The organism is Alphaproteobacteria bacterium, from assembly GCA_019746225.1.
GTDB lineage: Bacteria > Pseudomonadota > Alphaproteobacteria > Paracaedibacterales > VGCI01 > VGCI01.
In genome coordinates this window covers 42459-61699 of record JAIESE010000042.1, presented here as the reverse complement: position 1 = coordinate 61699, position 19241 = coordinate 42459, and the positions used below count along the sequence as shown (strand labels likewise).

Annotated in this window: 17 protein-coding genes; 8 read left to right on the top strand and 9 right to left on the bottom strand. The window is 42.7% G+C overall.

From position 1 onward, the window contains the following. Window positions 1-5: 5 nt before the first annotated feature. A complete protein-coding gene (gene cmk / locus K2Y18_07805) occupies window positions 6-662 on the bottom strand; it encodes a (d)CMP kinase (GenBank protein ID MBX9805639.1) in 657 nt (218 codons plus the stop codon). 177 nt (window positions 663-839) lie between these two features. On the opposite strand from cmk, the gene K2Y18_07800 reads away from it, so the two are divergent. From K2Y18_07800 to K2Y18_07765, 8 genes are all read left to right on the top strand, one after another. After that, complete coding sequence (locus K2Y18_07800) at window positions 840-1949, top strand: glycosyltransferase family 4 protein (protein MBX9805638.1); 1110 nt, start codon at window positions 840-842, stop codon at window positions 1947-1949. A 94-nt stretch (window positions 1950-2043) separates the two neighbouring features. Further along, window positions 2044-3303, top strand: coding sequence for a lipoprotein-releasing ABC transporter permease subunit (locus K2Y18_07795; GenBank protein MBX9805637.1), 1260 nt, complete (start codon window positions 2044-2046; stop codon window positions 3301-3303). Next, window positions 3300-3977, top strand: coding sequence for an ABC transporter ATP-binding protein (locus tag K2Y18_07790; GenBank protein MBX9805636.1), 678 nt, complete (start codon window positions 3300-3302; stop codon window positions 3975-3977). Before K2Y18_07795 ends, K2Y18_07790 begins: the two co-directional genes overlap by 4 nt. 80 nt (window positions 3978-4057) lie before the next feature. Beyond that, window positions 4058-5362, top strand: coding sequence for a proline--tRNA ligase (locus K2Y18_07785; GenBank protein MBX9805635.1), 1305 nt, complete (start codon window positions 4058-4060; stop codon window positions 5360-5362). Window positions 5363-5533: 171 nt separating this feature from the next. Continuing rightward, entirely contained in the window at window positions 5534-6238 is a 705-nt protein-coding gene (locus tag K2Y18_07780; GenBank protein ID MBX9805634.1) for an outer membrane beta-barrel protein, read from the top strand. A 146-nt stretch (window positions 6239-6384) separates the two neighbouring features. Beyond that, window positions 6385-9165 (top strand): hypothetical protein, encoded by a 2781-nt coding sequence (locus tag K2Y18_07775; protein ID MBX9805633.1) that lies wholly within the window; start codon window positions 6385-6387, stop codon window positions 9163-9165. Window positions 9166-10460: 1295 nt separating this feature from the next. Then, window positions 10461-11000, top strand: a complete 540-nt coding sequence (locus K2Y18_07770) for a hypothetical protein (protein ID MBX9805632.1) — start codon at window positions 10461-10463, stop codon at window positions 10998-11000. Window positions 11001-11314: 314 nt separating this feature from the next. Continuing rightward, entirely contained in the window at window positions 11315-12436 is a 1122-nt protein-coding gene (locus K2Y18_07765) for a hypothetical protein (protein ID MBX9805631.1), read from the top strand. A gap of 464 nt (window positions 12437-12900) precedes the next feature. Here K2Y18_07765 and K2Y18_07760 read toward each other — a convergent pair whose 3' ends face one another. From K2Y18_07760 to K2Y18_07725, 8 genes are all read right to left on the bottom strand, one after another. After that, window positions 12901-13869 (bottom strand): hypothetical protein, encoded by a 969-nt coding sequence (locus tag K2Y18_07760; protein ID MBX9805630.1) that lies wholly within the window; start codon window positions 13867-13869, stop codon window positions 12901-12903. A gap of 34 nt (window positions 13870-13903) precedes the next feature. Next, a complete protein-coding gene (locus K2Y18_07755) occupies window positions 13904-14788 on the bottom strand; it encodes a hypothetical protein (GenBank protein MBX9805629.1) in 885 nt (294 codons plus the stop codon). 180 nt (window positions 14789-14968) lie between these two features. Continuing rightward, window positions 14969-15865: a polyprenyl synthetase family protein gene (locus tag K2Y18_07750; GenBank protein MBX9805628.1), complete on the bottom strand. Its 897-nt coding sequence runs from the start codon at window positions 15863-15865 to the stop codon at window positions 14969-14971. Beyond that, on the bottom strand, window positions 15852-16094 hold the full coding sequence (locus K2Y18_07745) for an exodeoxyribonuclease VII small subunit (GenBank protein MBX9805627.1): 243 nt from the start codon (window positions 16092-16094) through the stop codon (window positions 15852-15854). Before K2Y18_07745 ends, K2Y18_07750 begins: the two co-directional genes overlap by 14 nt. A gap of 11 nt (window positions 16095-16105) precedes the next feature. Next, entirely contained in the window at window positions 16106-16960 is an 855-nt protein-coding gene (locus tag K2Y18_07740) for a 3-hydroxybutyryl-CoA dehydrogenase (protein MBX9805626.1), read from the bottom strand. Then, window positions 16953-17900 carry an FAD-binding protein gene (locus tag K2Y18_07735; GenBank protein MBX9805625.1) on the bottom strand — a complete coding sequence of 316 codons (948 nt, stop codon included), beginning with the start codon at window positions 17898-17900 and terminating at the stop codon, window positions 16953-16955. Before K2Y18_07735 ends, K2Y18_07740 begins: the two co-directional genes overlap by 8 nt. Next, entirely contained in the window at window positions 17897-18655 is a 759-nt protein-coding gene (locus tag K2Y18_07730; protein MBX9805624.1) for an electron transfer flavoprotein subunit beta/FixA family protein, read from the bottom strand. The genes K2Y18_07735 and K2Y18_07730 overlap by 4 nt, the downstream gene beginning before the upstream one ends. A 19-nt stretch (window positions 18656-18674) precedes the next feature. Beyond that, window positions 18675-19235, bottom strand: a complete 561-nt coding sequence (locus tag K2Y18_07725; GenBank protein MBX9805623.1) for a cob(I)yrinic acid a,c-diamide adenosyltransferase — start codon at window positions 19233-19235, stop codon at window positions 18675-18677. Window positions 19236-19241: the final 6 nt, after the last annotated feature.

The following is a 19241-nucleotide window of genomic DNA, read 5'->3' as shown; positions in this document are numbered from 1 at the left end:
AGCGCCTATCGCTCTTCAATTTTCATGCAACATTCAGCAACATATAATGCCGCTTTAGTACATGCTTCATCAATTGTCAAGTCTGATGTATCAATTATAATGGCATCTGGAGCCGGTGTCAAAGGGGCAATTTTCCTTGTTGAATCACGGCTGTCGCGTTCAGCGATCTTTTGAGAAATGACCGATTCTACCTCTTTGGTCGCGTCTGAACTCATTTGTGTCTCTAAAAGCCGGCGCTTATTGCGGATCTCAGGACGGGCGGTTACAAACAGTTTACAGGTGGCATCAGGGCAAATTACCGTTCCAATATCACGCCCGTCTAAAATAGCTCCTTTATAGGGAGCTTTGACAGAACGGCAAAATTGTCTTTGAAGGTCTGTCAGGACTTGCCTGACTTCCTCTATCACGGCTACTTGCGAGGCAACGGCAGCAATGTCTTCCCCCCGCAAATCTGGATCATCGATGTCACTCACTTGTATCGTCCGGGCAATACGAGCAACAGCTTCTCGATGGGTCGGATTAATTCCTTCTTTAAGAACTGCTTTAGCCAGAGCGCGGAAGAGCAACCCTGTATCTAAATACATCAGGTCAAATTTCATGGCTAAATATTCAGAAATGGTACCCTTACCTGCCCCTGCAGGACCATCTACGGCAATAATCATCGACTTCCTTTAACTGTACGGTTCTTTTTCATTTTTTTATGTATTACCATAAAATTTGGTGGTGAATCCATCTTTTCATACAAGTTGCCTGAAACTCGATATAATCGTGATGCGGGTATATCGTTGAAATTCCTTCATCTCTATGCTCTATTATAATTACACTCTAAGGGTTCATACATGCATATTGCTCTCATCATTTCTTCTCTTGAGACCGGAGGCGCGGAACGTGTCTTGTCCGAATTGGCAAATGCGTGGATCTCTCGGGGGTACAAAATATCTCTCATCACATTGGGGGCTTCTGATCACCCCCCAACGTACCCACTTCATCCTGATATTCAGTTAATATATCTCGATCAAAAGACGACGGAAGATGCTTCGTTTATTGTTCGCTTCATTAATATAATAAAACGTATTTTAAAAATTCGCCAAACCGTGAAGACTTTAAAGCCAAATATCGTTGTTTCGTTTATTGATGTGATGAATATGACGACCCTTCTTGCCACACGAAAGCTCAGGATACCTGTTATTGTTTCCGAACGAACCCATCCATTCCATCATCAAATTCCCGAATTTTACAAAAAACTACGAACCTTAACCTATCCGTGGGCGTCTAAGGTTATCACACAAACGCACTCTGCTAACGATTGTTTTTCGTATTTATTATCTGAAAAAAAGGCCATTATCCCCAACACCGTCAAGAGACCAAAGAGACAAAAGAGCACGGCTGATATTTTAAAGCCGGTTCACAAAATCATTTCTGTCGGACGCTTGTGCCCGAACAAAGGATTTAGCACACTCATAACAGCCTTTTCTAAGATTGTGGGCCGCAATCCTGAATTGACGCTCACCATATATGGGGAAGGGGGTGAACGCACCATCCTGGAAGCGCTGATCCATAACCTTGGTCTTTCTAAGGTTGTATTTCTTCCAGGCGTTGTCCGTGACATCGAGACGGTGCTTTATGAAGCAGATCTGTTTGCTTTTCCTTCTCATTATGAGGGATTCCCAAATGCCTTATGTGAGGCCATGGCGATAGGCTTGCCGGTTATCGCCTCAAATTGTTCAGGAAATGTTGATATTGTGAGAGATGGGGTTGATGGGCGCCTCTTTGGAGTGGGAGATTTACCACAGCTTACAAGACTTTTGAGGGAATTAATAGAAGATGCTCCCCAACGTCTTGTTCTTTCCAAAGGCGCCATAACATTGCCCGATCGCTATCGGGAGGAGTCTGTTCTTCAAATGTGGGATGATGTGTTAAGGGAAGGGGTTGAATCTTTACCACTTTAGAAGAATGGGGATACCCCAAAGACATCCATTGTGATAGATATTAAATTATAGGCAAATTTTTAAAGTGTTGAACATGTTTTCCTTATTTGAACGGATGATTGCGTATCGTTATTTGCGGTCCCCCCGCCAGGAAGGGTTTATTTCTGTCATCGCGGGATTTTCCTTTGTAGGGATCGTTTTGGGCGTGGCAACCCTTATAATTGTCATGTCTGTTATGAATGGATTTCGCCAAGAACTTTTAACCCGCATTATCGGAATGAATGGACATATCACCCTTCAGGGAGTTAATGGGGGATTGACGGATTTCGATGAGGTAGCCGAAAAAGTCCGAAAGGTAGCAGGTGTGCAATCTGTTATGCCTGTGGTGGCTCAGCAGGCCATGGTGATGTTCCAATCTCAAGCCCGAGGGGCCATTGTTCATGGCATTCGAAAGAAAGATCTTGAATCGCGAGGCATGATTTCGAAAAATATGAAGGCTGGGAGCCTTGATTCTTTCGGAAAATCGGATGATCCAGGCCGCCTCAGCGATAATGTTGTAATGGGGCGCAGGCTTGCAGAGGATTTGGGGTTGCGCATCGGAGATCGATTTAGCCTGGTAAGTCCTCAAGGAAACGTGACCGCTTTTGGGACGATGCCCCGACAGAAAAGTGTTACTTTGGTTGGTGTTTTTGAAGTTGGGTTTCATGAATATGACAAATCTATCATCTTCATGCCCCTTGAAACGGCCATGAGTTTCTTCAAGATTGGTCAACAAGGGAACGAGAAGGGGGGATCCCCTGTCATTGAGGTTTTTGTGGATAACCCCGAATTGGTTGCCGAATATGGGTTTGGAATACAGCATCTCCTGGGGAACTCGGTTGTGATCAACGACTGGAAGCATATCAGTACGAGCATTTTTCAAATGGTTCAGGTAGAGCGCAACGTGATGTTCATCATCCTGACACTTATCATCCTGATCGCGGCTTTCAACATTGTTTCTGGGTTGATCATGTTGGTAAAAGACAAGATGAGGGATATTGCTATTATGCGAACCATGGGGGCAACCCGAGGGACGGTGTTGCGAATATTCTTTTTAACGGGCGCAACCATTGGCGTGTTGGGCACCCTTACGGGCGTGGCTGGGGGCCTTGCGTTTGCGATGAATATCGAGTCGATTCGTCGGTGGCTAGAGAGTTTGCTCGATATGGAATTGTTTAATGCAGAAATCTATTTCTTGACCCAAATGCCATGTAAAGTGGATAGCGGCGATGTTACCGCTACGATCTGTATGGCTTTAGGTTTGTCGTTCCTGGCAACCCTTTACCCATCCTGGCGGGCAGCTCGCCTTGATCCTGTGGAGGCATTACGACAATGACACAAGCTCTGGAATTGCAAAATGTCACGCGCAGCTTCGTTCAAGGCGAGGAAACAATCCATGTGTTGCGGGGGGTTGATCTTAAAATTGCGCCTGGGGAGATAGTCGCCCTTGTTGGACCGAGCGGCGCAGGGAAAACGACGTTGCTCCAAATTGCGGGCTTGTTGGAGTTGCCCAGTGATGGGATGGTCATGATGAATGGCAAGGACTGCAATAATTTAACGGATGCGGAGCGAACAGCGTTACGCCGTGAGTTTGCGGGGTTTGTTTATCAGTTTCATTTTCTTCTTCAAGAATTCTCAGCTTTGGAGAATGTCATGCTGCCCTGTCTGATTGCAGGGCAATCCCGCGCTAGAAGCATCGAACGCGCTGAATTTCTGTTAAACAAAATGGGGTTGAGCCACCGTTTACATCATCGCCCCAAAAAGTTATCGGGGGGCGAGCAGCAACGTGTCGCCATTGCCCGGGCAATTGCGAATCAGCCTAAAATACTGTTAGCCGATGAGCCAACGGGCAATTTGGACATGTCAACGGCGGAATCCGTCTTTAATGAAATGGTGACCTTGGTTCGAGATACGGGCCTTGCGGCTTTGGTTGCGACACACAACCTTGAATTAGCCGCCAAGATGGATCGATCGGTGAAGTTGATTGATGGGAAGCTCATTTCGGGATAGGGGGCTTTCGTCCATTTCACGAGCTTCCCTCTAGAATTGTCATTCGAACATAAATTTATATATAACAGGAAAAATACTCCATGCGTTTATCAAAATACTTTTTGCCAACCTTGAAAGAAGTTCCAGCCGAGGCACAGATTGCTTCTCATCGGCTTATGCTCAGAGCTGGGATGGTGAACCAAACCACTTCTGGGATATATACATGGTTGCCGCTGGGGTTGCGGGTTATGGAGAAGATTGAAAAAATCATATGTGAAGAGCAAGATCGCATTGGGTGTCATAAAGTTTTGATGTCGACGATTCAACCTGCTGAGCTGTGGCGTGCCAGTGGTCGATATGACGATTATGGCAAGGAAATGCTTCGCATTACAGATCGTCATGACCGGGAAATGCTATACGGTCCAACAAATGAAGAGGTTATAACCGACATCATTCACCAATACGTGAAGAGTTATCGTCAGGTTCCGCAAGTGTTGTATCAAATTCAATGGAAATTTAGAGATGAAATTCGACCACGCTTTGGGGTGATGAGGGGTCGTGAATTTTTGATGAAAGATGGTTATTCATTTGATCTTGATTTTGAAAGTGCGAAAAAGACCTATGAACGAATCTTTGAATCCTATTTGCGTATTTTTGCACGAATGGATTTGACTGCGATTCCCGTTAAGGCTGATAGCGGGGCCATTGGTGGAGACATGAGTCATGAGTTCCAAATTGTTGCCCCAACTGGGGAAAGCGCCATATATTACGATGCAACTTTTGATAATCTGACTTTAGAGCAAATGACATTAGATAATGTGTCTGGTTTGTATGCAGCTGCGGATGAAAAGCATGATCCTGCAAATTGCCCAATCCCTGCGGATCGGATCAAAACGGCACGGGGCATAGAGATAGGGCATATTTTCTACTTCGGGACGAAGTACTCAGAACCCCTTGGAGCAAAAGTTGCGGGGCCTGATGGGCAAATGATTACCCTAGAGATGGGGTCCTATGGCATTGGGGTGTCACGGCTCGTTGCGGCTATCATTGAGGCAAATCATGACGATCAAGGCATTAAATGGCCCGAGGCCGTGGCGCCATTTAAGGTGGGTCTGCTGAATCTTAAGATGGATGACAAACGCGTGGAAACGATTGCGGAAACCCTCTATCACACAATGTGCAAAAAAGGCGTAGAAGTGCTCTATGACGACCGGGATGAGCGGGCAGGCACGAAATTTGCGGACATGGACCTGATCGGCCTGCCTTGGCAAATCATTGTGGGAGCGCGAACCCTGGATTCAGGGATGGTTGAGGTAAAGTGTCGCAAAACTGGACAAAGGGAAGAACTGTCTCTTGAGGATGCTTTGAACAAAGTTTGTGGCTCCCAGCCCGTTGCCGCGACTTAAAAAATGAAACAAATATATCACAGTTCCCCATTAATGAATCTAAATTAATTTTTGGTTAATTTTCCCTCTTGCCTAGAGAAATAATATTAGAGTAACTTAACCAGTAATGGACGCAAGAACGTTCAATAAAATCGAACTAATAGAATTGTCAAACCTTTAAGGAGTCAAGAAATGCTAAAGAAAACAGTAGCTCTAGGATCAATCGTAACAGCACTTTGTGGTGTAACAGAAGCAAACACAGGTTGCCATTACAAGTCAGGATGGCTAGTCGGTGCCCATGTTGGTGCATCTTTTGGGAAGCATGATTTTACTGGGACAGCATCTGCGCCTGGTGTAAGTCAGACAGGTAAAAAGTCAGCAAACAAAACTGCTGCAGTACTTGGGCTTTTTGGTGGATATCGCCAAATTTTTAACGATGGGATTACATTGGCAGCAATTCTAGAGGGAAATCTTTACACAACAAATAACGCAAATGCTACTGTGCGTTTGTTTAACACAGACTTTGTAAACAATGCGCATCGTAATTATAGCTTCATTCCTAACATTCAGATTGGTAAAATCTTTTGTTCTCGCTACCATGTATATTTGGGCCTAGGGCTTGGGATTTCAAATATCAAGACAAAAGCAAGCGTTCCAAATACACCGTTTTCTGTTAGTGCAAGCAAAACCAGAGTTGGATTTGTTCCTTCTGTAGGTTTTGAGTATGCAGCAACACAAAATGTATCGTTGCTCGCAAATGTAGGCTATGAAATTTATGGAAACTCAAAGAAAGCTTTCAATTTACCGAATCCTCCTTTCGCTGCAGGATCAGGTTATGCCCAATCAGTAAAGCAAAACTATTGGACAGTAAAAATTGGCGCAGCGTATAGGTTTTAATTGTTAAGTAATTTTCTTAATTATGTTAATAAGAAATTTTATGTTGTAGTAAAATAGAGTTTAGTATATAAGAGTTATGAAAATGATGATTACCAAAATGAATTTGGGAATCTATCAACTAACATTATTATAAATGAGGTAATATTATGAATTTAAAGAAAACGCAAAAAATAGTTATGGGTTTGTTGGCAACAACATTGGCAATACCTGCGGCTATATCAGCAGATGCCTTTAATAGATCTGTTCTTCAAGCTCAAGGAACCCCAGCACATGTCGTTAAAGAAATGCCAAAGGAGCTTGTTGCTCAAGTTGCTTCATCAATTTCAAACCAGACATCATTTGCATCTCTACCAGTAGAGCACAAAGCTGCTGTAACAAGTCGATTTGTTGCAGATACAACTTCGAAATTGTCTGATGTCGCAGCGCCTTATTATGAGTTGCAAAGACTAGAGAGAGCAAGGAAAGCTGAAGAAGCTAGAGTATTAAGAGAAGCTCTTGCAGCAGGTCAAGAACCAGTTGCTGTTGAAGAAGCAGTTGCTGGTGAAGAAGCAGTTGTTGCAGATGAAAACGCTCCTGCAAATATCAAAACTGTTGAACGTTTTGACTCTCAGAAGAATGATATTGATGCAACTCTTGTTGACCCGATACCTCCAGCAAAGAATTCAGGAAGAGAAATTGAAGAAAGTCTAGTAAACGAAAAATTAGTTGGAATGGGACTTGACAGTGAAGCTATTGTAGAATACGCACCTGCAGGATTGCATCTTTATGACGCAGGTTATTTTAACCATCCAAAATTTAATACTTACCTTAAGGTAACAAACCAATACCTTAAAGACATGGGTACAAAAAACGCGCCTAAAATGACTTTTAAGGACTATCTTGTATTATCCTCTCTTTTTGATAAGCCAACAGATGATTTGAAAGCTATTAAAGCAGAGTTAGAACGTAAAGCCGGCGAAAAAAGCAAAGGTAATGTGACAGCTCTTGACTGTTATGCCTTAAAAGCCCTCAGAAGTGCTCATATAGATGAGAATGATGATAATATAGCAGAAGCAAAAGTTTTGATTGGTAGCCTTGGTATCACGGAACCAACAGAATATGATTTTAGAGCCTTGCAAGTTATTCGTGGAGACAAAGGGTTTGAGAAGCAAAAAGCTGACCTTAAAATTCCAAATGAAATAACTAAAGCCAATGTAAAGGCGACTGCTTTTATCTTACAAAATGATATTCAAGACCCCAATTTTGAAGGTATTGTTGATGTTCAAGCTTTAGGATTAGAAGGAACACAGCAAGAAATTATTGACTTGACAACTTTGACCCATTTGAAAGTACAAAATTTGTCAAAGCATCATTTTGATGCATTGAAAGCAGTACGTATTTTGGCTGTCAATAATCAAGGTTTTAAAGCTAACTTAGAAAATTTGAACATAGTTGCACATTATGTGAGTGTTCTAGAAGCTAGCCCAAGAAACTTAACACAACTCCAAGTATTTGAATTTTTTAATCAAGCAGATGCAAAAAGTGCATTTACATTTGCTGCTAAGTTTTTGCAAGACAAAGCTCCTAAAAAAGCTACACCTGAAGTGATTGCATTTTTAGAACAAATGCAACCTGTTGTTAAAGGTGCACTGGAAGCAAAAAAACTTAAAGACAATGCTAAAGATGTGGCTGAATTTGTTGTTGGAGCGTATTATTTGAAGGAAGTTATGCAAAACCCAATTCAGACAAATGATGCACATTTATTAACTTATGTTAATAATTTGTATTCAATTTGGAATAACATTGGTATTAATCCATCAAGATTTGCCGTTGAACTTGCAAATAAACTAAGTGCAATTAAGCAACCAATTAACTTAGATAATGTAAGATTAGCAGCACGGATTGTTGCTTTAAACGGTCAAGGTGGAAAAAAGCAACAAGCTGGAATCCTCTTAGATCAAAGTGATTTTGATGCTGCCATTGATTTCGCAAATGACAAAGGGAAACATATTGAGTCAGCTGATGATTTTGCTGCTGCGAAAAAAGCACGCGCTGAAAAAGAAGCCATGATCGAATTCGTAAGAACAGTTCGTGGTGATAAAGACGCTGTGCCTACTCAAAATGATGCAGATGATTATAGAACACTTGCATCGCAATTCCCTAAACTACCTGATGCAGATGCTATTAATACATTTAAATTGATACAAGAAATCAGAAGCGGTGATCTTGAAGCACAAATTGCTAAGATTTGTCCTCATACTATTGTTTCTGAAGCAGATATAACAGCAGCTACTCTTGACACAGTTCAAAAACAAGCTGCTAAACTATCAGGGCTTGAAGCAGAAGATTTATTGAAATCTGCTGATGAGAGAGTAGAACGTGCCATTGAGCGAGCATACGAAGATGCGCGTACTAGTGAAGATCAAGTAACAGCAGGTCTTGTTAATGCATTGCAACATATTAGAGCAGAATCCAAGTTTGTTGATATACAAGAATCAGCATCTTTGATCGTTGCTGTAGCATTGTTTAATCAAGCAACTGGTGCTATGCCAAATCCTGCAGAAATGGAGAGGGCAAATAAGGCAGTTCAAGCACTTTATAGGTTTGGACACACACTTGATGTCAAGAAATCACAGCAAGCTAAGAATCAGTCATTCTCAGCTGCCTATGATCTCATTGGATTTACATCTGCAAGAGAATTGGAACTTAATAATCCAAATCTTTTATCAATCTTCTTTACATATTATGTTGAGTTGAAAGATGCTGCGAATAAGAATGCAGTAGTTGATCCATTGAATCCACAAAATGAAGATCTTGATACAATCAAGTTCTTAGCTGCTCATATCGCAAAAACTACAGTTGCAGGTAAACTTAACCCAGCTGCAATAATCAAAGTAGCATTGCAAATAAGAAATGGTGTTGATTTAGATAAGATTGATACTAAATAGTGTTACTGTAAATTCCCTAATGCAAATTAGGTAGTTATAACCGGGTCGTAGTTTAAAGTTACTATTGAACTTTAAATTATTGACCCGGTTTTTTTATGTCTTCTAAGATACGAATCTATTCTCTTAAGTATATTTATTCACTTTAGTGACCCTATATGATATATCAATACCCTAGGATCAAGAGGATGATGTTTTCACCTGTGAATATAATATATTAGATAAAAAAACTCCCAACTTGCCCCCTTTTTACTCCCCTTATCCCTTATCCCTTATCCCATTAAATTCATAAGGATGCAGTCATGTATACTGAAATGATAGTGGTTATTACATTTGCTGTAGCTGAGATTATGCCTTTTGCTGTGTAGCCCTGCGACTTTGGATTTCGGTGTGCATCTGGCTGTGTCCTTACGTTTTCTTCAATTGTGTTCGTGCTAATGTCTCGTTTCTATTTGAGGTCTTGAATGACTCTCTTGGTGTTCTTAAGCATATGAGACTCTGACTCTCTTGGTGTTGTTAAGGATATTAGGCTCTGACTCTGACACTGCCTCTGGATCTCGATAGGCTGACTGTTCTTTCGGGTAGTCTTTTGTCCTTAAATATTCTGGAATGACATAACGCTTATGGCTGTAGAAGCGCTACAATATATTTATAATTCTTACGAACTTGTGTGCTCTACATATGATTCAAAACAGACATTTACCTCTAGATCTGCCCGAGATTTTCTTGTTTATCCTTCCTTGACCATTAAATGTTTAAAATAGTGACACTCTTATTATCCCATCTTATTTCCTCTAATTGTCTATTACCATCATTCTTGTTGCCACTTTCTTGTTTATCACAGATGCACGCGGTTTGCGTCAGTATGTGAATATATGGTTAAGTGCTTTTTTTGAATTTCTATTTTCTTAGGATATAAAGTGTCTGACTTACGGTTGGTGAAAATACTTATATACCTTAATATATTATTATAACTTTATTGTTATATTGTTAAATATTAGCATCAACTTCTCAGTATCGTTTTATGTTTTTATTACTCTATTCTATTTGTATTGAATTTTAAAAATACGCTCATTTTGTATTTGAATAGTGCAAATAGATCACAACTACGCTTCTAGGAATGAAAAAAACTATTTAAAATAAAATATTGCTTTACAAATACAGTATATGATTGTATAAACTGAATTTGCTGTTTAGCAAACTCACGAAAAAATCTGTATTTATGTAATTCGTAGATACTATTTTCGCAATCGCAATTTTATAAAAGTTGCTATTTAAACTTATATGGAGAGTAAAAAATGAAATTGACAAAACTCGTATTGCCCCTACTAACTGCGGCTATTTTATCTGATTGTGCTCTATCTGTAGATTTCTCAAATCTTTCACCCGCCCCACGTCACGATGACGAAATATTAGGAGCGCCTACAAAGACTGAACAACCTGATGACAAACCAACAACACCGGTAAGAGCACTTAGTTTTACACCAACAAAATCAAGGAATAATGGTGCTACAGGTTCTCAAGCTCAGCTTCGTTCTAGGTCGTTACAATTTTTCCCGGATGAAGTTCAAAATGCTCGAAAAACTAATACAAATGATGATACCAAGCTCATTGTAGAATCTGTTTATGCCAAAAAGGCGAAAGCATGTTGGTCGGGATTTGAGGCGACTCGCGCGGGACAAAAAATTATACCAGTACTTGTTTTTGGAAAAGAATGGGTTGCGACTCCTGCTGTAGATTATGCGCTGCGCCCTGTTTGGCATTTGGTTACTAATATTACGTATTTTCCAACTTGGTGCCAAAATTTAAAAGCGACACCAACGAAAATAACAAATTAATTATATTGTTCTATTTTTACCCTATATTCCCGCAAATAAATTGTTAGATAATAACTTAATTGCGGGAATTTTTATACCTTTTTCCTTGTCAATGATGAATTTAAAATACCCTTATGTATTATAATGAAATATAGAAATTATAATTTATTTTATCATATTACCTAAAAACACCTTTACACGATCTGTGGAATGCTTTAAAAAATTATTAATAAATGATATGTAGTGCGCTTATCTCTTAACTTTGGCAAGGCGAGAAGCGACATTATATCTTTAGATCACTACAGTAATAACAATAAAGAAATGGAGTAAATATCATGAAAATAAAGACAATTTCATTAGCTTTTCTATCGGCCGTAGCGTTTGAAACTAGTGTGTTTGCTATTGATATACCTGCGATTGAAGAAAATGCCCCTGTTGTCCCTGTTGCTCGCGTTGCACCCCAACCTATAAGGCTCCTTGCAAACAATCCTCAACCACAACTGGACCCTGTTCAGCTGCAAACAGCAAAAAGTGAAGGAGCGCGAGAAAAGGATGCGGAGCTCAGACAGAATTTTGATAGAGAATTTGCGCCACAGATTCAAGCAAAAGAACAGGCTGCTATTATAGCGTTTAAAGCGTCTGTAAAACCAAAAAACTTGAAGGCAAATTTTAAGGATGCAGTTGAGACTCTTGAGAGGGACGCTGTTGCTGCCCGCGAAAAGGAGATCAAAGCAGATGTGAAGGCAGTATTTAAGGATGAGGTTGAAGCTCACGAGAAGGCAGCTGTTGCTGTCCGTGTAGTTGAGATCAAAAAAGATGTAAAGGCAGTATTTAAGGATGAGGTCGAAGTTCTTGAGCGGGCCGCTGCTCAGAGGCGTGAAGAGACTCTCAGAGCAGATTTCGATAACGCGTTTAAGGCTGAAATTGCGCAAAGAGTAAAGGCCGCTGTTGAAGCTCGTGAAATAGTGTTGGAACGAGAGCATGAAGAGGCTCTTAGAAGAGAAGCAGCGAAAGGTAATGAAGCTAAGGCGAAGGAACTTGAGCAGACCTATGTTGCTAAGCTTAGAGTCCTGGAAGATACTGTTGGTAAGCTTCAAGCCGAAATCTTAACCTTAAATACTGAAAATAGCAGCCTTTCGGATCAATTGATGGAAGCGCAAAACACTTTAACATCAGATACGCCTTTAACCGGTTCTGCTGCGGGGGAAGCCCCTGCAAGGAGTAACGCGCCACCTCCTGCATCAACGAGTTCGACTAAAAGAAACTTGGCGCCTGCACTCGATGTAGCTGATTCCTCATCACCTGCTAGCACCAAAAAACCTACTGGTGCTGTCAAAAAAGTATGGGACAGATTGGACGCAGGCAAACAACAACAAATTAGCCAAGAGTGGAATGCTGAAACAACTCCGGAAGGAAAGAAGGCAGTATTACTTCGATATGGTTTGGTGAACAACTAATAGGATAATATCTTAAACCAAGGGTGTGTCTGCTTTTAGACACCCTTATCAAAAGGGGCCCAGCATTGGGCCCCTTTTTTGTGAAGTATTGATGAATCTTTGATTTCATTTCTGCTTAGGGAGGCCATCAAGGGAGGTATCATGTTTTGGCAAGTGAAATGGATTATTCGTGACCACCTATATGAGACTGTTTAAATGCGTAGGACAATTTCTCCTCCATTAGATGTTAGCGTTCAGAAATCTTATTTCATTGCGAGGAGTTAAGACGTAGCTTCTAGCGGAGGCGAACGACGTGGCAATCCATGTATGTGATTTTTCACAAAGTTCTTATGTTGATATTAGTTTAGAATACATGGATTGCCGCGTCATTTCAGCACTTACGTGCTAACGCTCCTCGCAATGACGACAGAGAATCGTGTCCTAAAGACTTCGCTTTGTGGGTTAATAAATATTATAAGAATATCTTACTCATTAGATTTCTTAGTTGTGCTCTTCTTTGTTGTGCTTTTACCGCCCCCGTAGGGTATTGCAATAAACACGGACTTGTCATCCTTGAGGAGGAGGGACTGCCCCTCATTTTCTTTGTGGAATTTAATGATTGCTTGTGGATGTGTTTTCAAATGTTTCAGGATCGCGGCATGAGTTTTTCTTGCGCGTACATCGCTTGTTCTAAGGATATCGAGAACCTTCTCTTCCACTTGGTCTTGAGGAATTCCTTCTAGGTAATGGTCGCGGCCTTTCTCTGATCCTGGGAGGACAGTCCCAGAAACAGATGTGTGAGGGGTCTCAAGATCGCGAGCATCAGAAGGCCCGCGAGAAAGGGGAGTGGGGGCCGGGGTTTGTTCATTAGAAAAAAGGGTTCGTGGTGGGACATTACCCGTTGAAAGGGGTGCCGATGCAACAGCAACCGGGGAGTAATTTTTATCCTCAAGCGCCTTTTGCTTCATGCGTTCCAGTTGTTCATCTCTTGCTTTGTTGGCTTCCTCAAGTTGCCTTCGAATCGCTGCTCTCTTTTCTTTTTCTTCGTCTTCCTTTTTTAAACGTTCGACTTCTTCAAGAGTTCTTTGTAGTTCCGCCGCTTCTGCTGCAGTACTGGCTGCTTCTGAGTCCCCTATGGGGGGACTTTGGTTTAAGGATTGTTGGTATAATGGGGATCCCGTTGGTGCTTGTCCTCCGGCCGGTGGAGCGCCATCAGACATTGTTAAGGAGAGGGGAGGGTGATCCGAAGTAGCCATTCCTACTGTTGCGCTTCCTGCTGTTGCGCTTCCTGCTGTTGCGCTTCCTGGTGTTGCGCTTCCTGGTGCCCCTAAAAGAGGGTCGCTTTCAGGATTGTCTCCTCCGCCGCAACAACAAGCCAGAGAAGGAGAAACGCTTCCCATAAGCCATGTTAATGAAGTTGCTGTTAAGAGCATTCGAACGGTGATCTTGGTCATGGATTTAATCCTTCTTATATCGATGAATTATTTATTACTTCTTAACGGTGGTGCTTTTTTTCCCATAGGTAATCGCTTCTAAGAATTTACTCTTATCATCTTTGAGAAGAAGGGACTGACCCTCAATTTCTTTGTGGAATCTAATGGTTACACCTGGATAAGTTGCTAAATGCTTACGGATCGCTTTTTGAGTCAACTCTGCCCTTTTGCCGCCCTTTTGTAATATCTCGAGGACCACTTTTTCCAATTGATTTTCCGGTATTCCTTCCAGGTAATTTATGTTTCTGCTTTCCGATCCAGGGATTCCTGGGTCTTCTTCACGTGCACTGTGTCTTTGACCGCCTGCTGGCGTTTCAAAGGGCGTGACAGTACTTGGTGCTTCTTGGATAACTCCCGTTGTGGGCATGCTTTGCTTTTGAAGCCGTTCGCAAAAGGCCTTCAGTATTTGGACCTCAGAACCTTGTGCTTGAATCGTTTCTTGTTGTTTTAAGGATGTGCCCTTCAATTGCTCAATTTCACTTTGGAGCTTGCAGACCAATGCCATGAGCTGAGCGGGAGAAGTTGTCGTTCCTTCTGCTTGTTCAGAAGCAAAGTCCCTCTGGCTTAGAGAGGGAGATGTGGCTTGAGTAGAACTCTCACGGACAGGATTTTCCTTAGAAGATAAGCTATCAACTTTTTCTTTAAGACCCGCAAGCTCTTGTTTAACGCTGGTAAGTTCTTCATTTGTAGAAGAAGGAATTGGAGGTTTGTCGGCAAAAAGATAACCCCCTATCCTGAGGGTTGTATAAATGACGCCGCATGCCGCGATGCCATATCCTAGACCCTTCTTGAGATCATCATTATCCATTGCGAAAGAAGGGTTGAGTAAAGTTGCTGTAAAAAATGTAAGAGTAATTGTTTTGATGATAAGTTTTTTCATGAGGCATTCCTAACTTATTAATTTTATTGTTTATAATTTCGATAAGCTCTGCTGTAAGTTACGAGCAAAGGCCAAGAAACTATTTAGGTTTAGTTATGATTTATGCTGATCCTTTTCATGAGTCAAGTAGAATTATTGAAACTATATACATAAATATTATATAAAATTTATGAGAATTATTTATATCTGACGCGTGGTTGCCCAGGTCATAATTTCCTCAAATAGGGGTTGTTGAAAAGGGCGAATAAGGTGGGACATTTTTTCTTGAAGAGAGGCAAGGTAAGTTTTGCTGGCGTCCGTTCCTAAAAGAGCCACAAGCGACCGCTTGTCTTGATCCATTCCAACAGGTTTTCCAAGATCCTTTTCATTTCCCTCAATGTCGAGAAGGTCGTCTTGAATCTGATAGGCCAGGCCCAAAAGAAACCCAAATTGACTTAATAGGGCGCGATTCTCAGGGGAAGCTTCAGCTAGAATTGGCCCTGACTCACAAGAAAATGAAATCAAGCAGCCTGTTTTCAGATTTTGCATGGTTATGGAGTCCTCAACCGAATCAATCAGATGGGGTGATAGATCCAGCATTTGTCCCCCGGCCATTCCAGCGGCACCAGAGCTTGTTGCCAAGGCTTGGATTAGCGAAAGCCGGACGGAAGGTGAAGGGTGAGTGGCCTCATCTGTGAGAACCTCAAAGGCAAGGGGCAATAGGGAGTCACCCGCTAGAATCGCCGTGGCTTCCCCAAATTGGCGCCAGCATGTTGGATGTCCTCTTCGCAAATCCGCATTATCCATGGCCGGTAAATCGTCATGAATGAGAGAATAACAGTGAACCATCTCTATGGCGGCACCAACGCGGGCCGCTTGAGCCTTGGGGACGTTAAACAGAGTCGCACAGGCAAGGCTCAGCATAGGGCGCAAGCGCTTTCCCCCATTTTTAACACTCGCAGACATGGCTTGAGCTAAGGGCGCAGGGACGTTCGGTAGGCTAAGATAATGAGCGAGGACACCTTCAACCGCATCCCTCGTTTCATCAAATAAACGGGCAAGGTCTGGGCTCATGCTGGAGGTTTCAGGCATTATCAACTTGATTTTTCTCTTGCTCGCCTAACACTTGCTCAACTTTCAGCTTTGCTGCGCGTAGTTTTGCTTCACAATGGGTACGCAAAGCAGTCCCTCGTTCATAAGAAGAAATCGCTTCTTCAAGGGTGAGACGGCCTTCTTCCAATCGACGAACGAGGGTTTCGAGCTCCGTCATCGCTTTTTCAAAGGACATGTCCTTGATGTCGTCTTGGGGTTGTATGTTTTCTGCCATTCTTATCTCATTTATTTTTTCGGATACTCATAAAAACCGTGACCGGATTTGCGGCCGAGTCTTCCTTGTGTAACATATTCTTGCAACAAAGGGCAGGGGCGATATTTATCATCGGCAAATCCTTCATGGAGAACTTGCATTATCCATAAACAGGTATCAAGACCGATGAAATCCGCAAGTTCTAAAGGGCCCATAGGCTGATTCGTGCCAAGTTTCATCGCTGTGTCAATGTCTTGAGCACTTGCCACTTCATCATTAAGGGCAAAAATTGCTTCATTAATCATGGGCATAAGGATGCGATTGACGATGAAACCGGGAGAATCCTTGGAAGTGACGGGCGTCTTTTTGAGCTCGTGAACCATCGTCACTATGGTGTTATATGTTTGTTGCGACGTATTTTGTCCCTGGATGATCTCAATCAGCGGCATGATTGGCGCGGGGTTCATGAAATGCATCCCAATAACCCGATCCGGACGTGACGTTATCTTGCCAAGCTCAGTAATAGAGAGGGAAGAGGTATTGCTGGCGATGATGGCAGCGTCGTTAAGGGAGCTGTCCAAACTTTTGAAAATGTGCGCCTTGAGGTCGAAATTCTCAACAATCGCTTCCACAGCAAGATCGAGGCTTTCAGGATTTTGGATGACATTTGAAAAACGCAACTGCTTAAGGGCACTGTCTTTCTCTAAGGTTGTTATGCTTCCCTTGGTGACTTGTTTGTCCAAGTTCTTTTCAATATACGCACGCGCGTGTGCCAATTGGTCTTCAGATATATCAATGAGTTGTACTTCTTTGTTGGCAAGGGCAAAAACTTGAGCGATGCCGGAGCCCATTTGACCTGCGCCTATAACGGCAATATTCTCAAGCATGAGTTGACTCTTTCAATGATTTGGTGAGTTCAGGGAGGATCTCAAATAAATCTCCCACAATGCCAAAGTCTGCTACTTGAAAAATGGGGGCATCCGGGTCCTTATTGATGGCAATAATAATTTTGCTGTCTTTCATGCCGGCAATATGTTGGATGGCACCGGAGATTCCAACGGCAATATACAAGTCCGGGGCGACAACTTTGCCGGTTTGCCCAACCTGATAGTCGTTGGGAACAAAGCCCGCATCAACGGCCGCGCGTGACGCCCCAATAGCGCCATTCAAACAATCCGCGAGTTCTTCAATAAGACGAAAGTTATCCTTATTTTGCAAGCCGCGACCCCCTGAAACAACTACGCGCGCGTTTGTAAGCTCCGGACGTGAAGAGGGGGTAGTCTCTAAGCCACCATAGGTTACCCGGGATGTTAACGGAGGTACGGTTAATACGTCGATGGGGGCTGCCTTGTCACTAGGCGTGGCTTTGTTGAAGGCTGTTGGACGGATTGTTAGAATTTTGGTCGTATCCAAGCTTTGGATGATTTGAATTGCATTGCCGGCATATATGGGACGTTCGAAGGTATCTGGTGACAGGATTCTTGTCAGATCAGATATTTGCATCACGTCAAGCTTTGCAGCGAGCCGTGGGGCCAAGTTCTTTCCAAAAGTCGTGGCAGGAACCAAGATATGGGTGAACTGGGGGGCAATAGATTCCAGGAGTTGGGTCATCGGTTCGGCAAGTTGATGGGCAAGTTCAGGAGCTGTTGCAGTGATAACGCGCTCCACACCTGCAATTTTAGAGACACTTTGAGCCACAGTGTTGATGTTGGCTCCCCCAACGAGTACACTAATTTTTGGCGCCAAAGCAAGGCCAGCCGTAATGGCATTTAAGGTTGACTGTTTCAAAGAAGTTTCATCATGTTCCGCAATGATAAGGACTTTCATGATTCTGACCTTTCGAGAGGGAGCTTGTTGATGTGGGCGACCAGTTCTGCTACGGAAGACACAACAACACCTCCTTTACGAGTTGGGGGTTCTGTCACCTTTAAAATTCTGGTGTGGTTTTCGGAAGAAAGATGCAAATCTGCAGCTGTCAGCTGTTGAATAGGTTTTTGCTTGGCTTTCATGATGTTGGGTAAGGTGGCATAACGCGGTGTGTTGAGGCGCAAATCCGTGCTGATGATGGCAGGAAGTGGTAATATCAGGGTTTCAAGGCCTCCATCAACTTCGCGGACAGCCTGACATTTGCCATCTTGGATTGAGAGAGCAGAAACAAAGGTGCTTTGAGGCCAGTCGAGAAGGGCGCTGAGCATTTGGGCAACCTGATTGCAGTCATCATCAATGGCTTGTTTACCCAGCAAAATCAGCTGGGGTTGTTCAGTTGCAGCAATTGCTTTTAAGGCTTTAGCAACCCATAAAGGTTCAGGGAATTCGGGCATGTCGACATGGATGCCGCGATCCGCGCCGAGCGCAAGGGCATGGCGAATGGTATCAACGACAGCATCAGGACCTATGGAGACGACAACGATTTCTGTAGCAATACCTTTTTCTTTTAGGCGTAAAGCTTCTTCAACGGCAATTTCATCAAAGGGATTGATGGACATTTTGACATTGTTGGTCTCAACGCCAGATCCATCGCTCTTGACGCGTATCTTGACGTTATAGTCAATAACCCTTTTGATACCGACCAATACCTTCACTTAAGCCTTATCTCCCTTTTTATTCCGTCCGGGATTTGCCAGGAACCCACAAAACGTCCTCTTTCCCATTGCCGTTTACATGACGACATAAGACAAATAATAAATCAGAAAGTCTGTTTAAATACTTAATAGCCTCGAAATTAATCGGTTGGATTTGATGCAAGTGAATAAGAGAGCGTTCAGCCCTACGAACAATAGTTCGAGCCAAATGAAGGGCGGCACTGGATTTGGAGCCCCCGGGTAAGATAAAGGATGTTAAAGGTTCGAGATGTTGATTGAGGTCATCAATTTTCTTTTCAAGATAATCAACTTGGCAGTCCACGATGCGGAGCGAGTCCGGTTTTCCTTTTGGTACACAAAGATCGGCGCCCAAATCAAACAGGTCGTTTTGAATACGCATCAATAAAGGATCAATTGTCTTGGGTGTATATTCTCGAACCCACCCGATCGCTGCATTGGCTTCGTCCACATCTCCAATCGCATTGATGCGGGCGTCAGATTTTGAGACTCGTTCGCCAGAACCGAGGGATGTCTTCCCTTTATCTCCACCGCGTGTATAGATGCGTGTCAGATGAACCATGGTTTT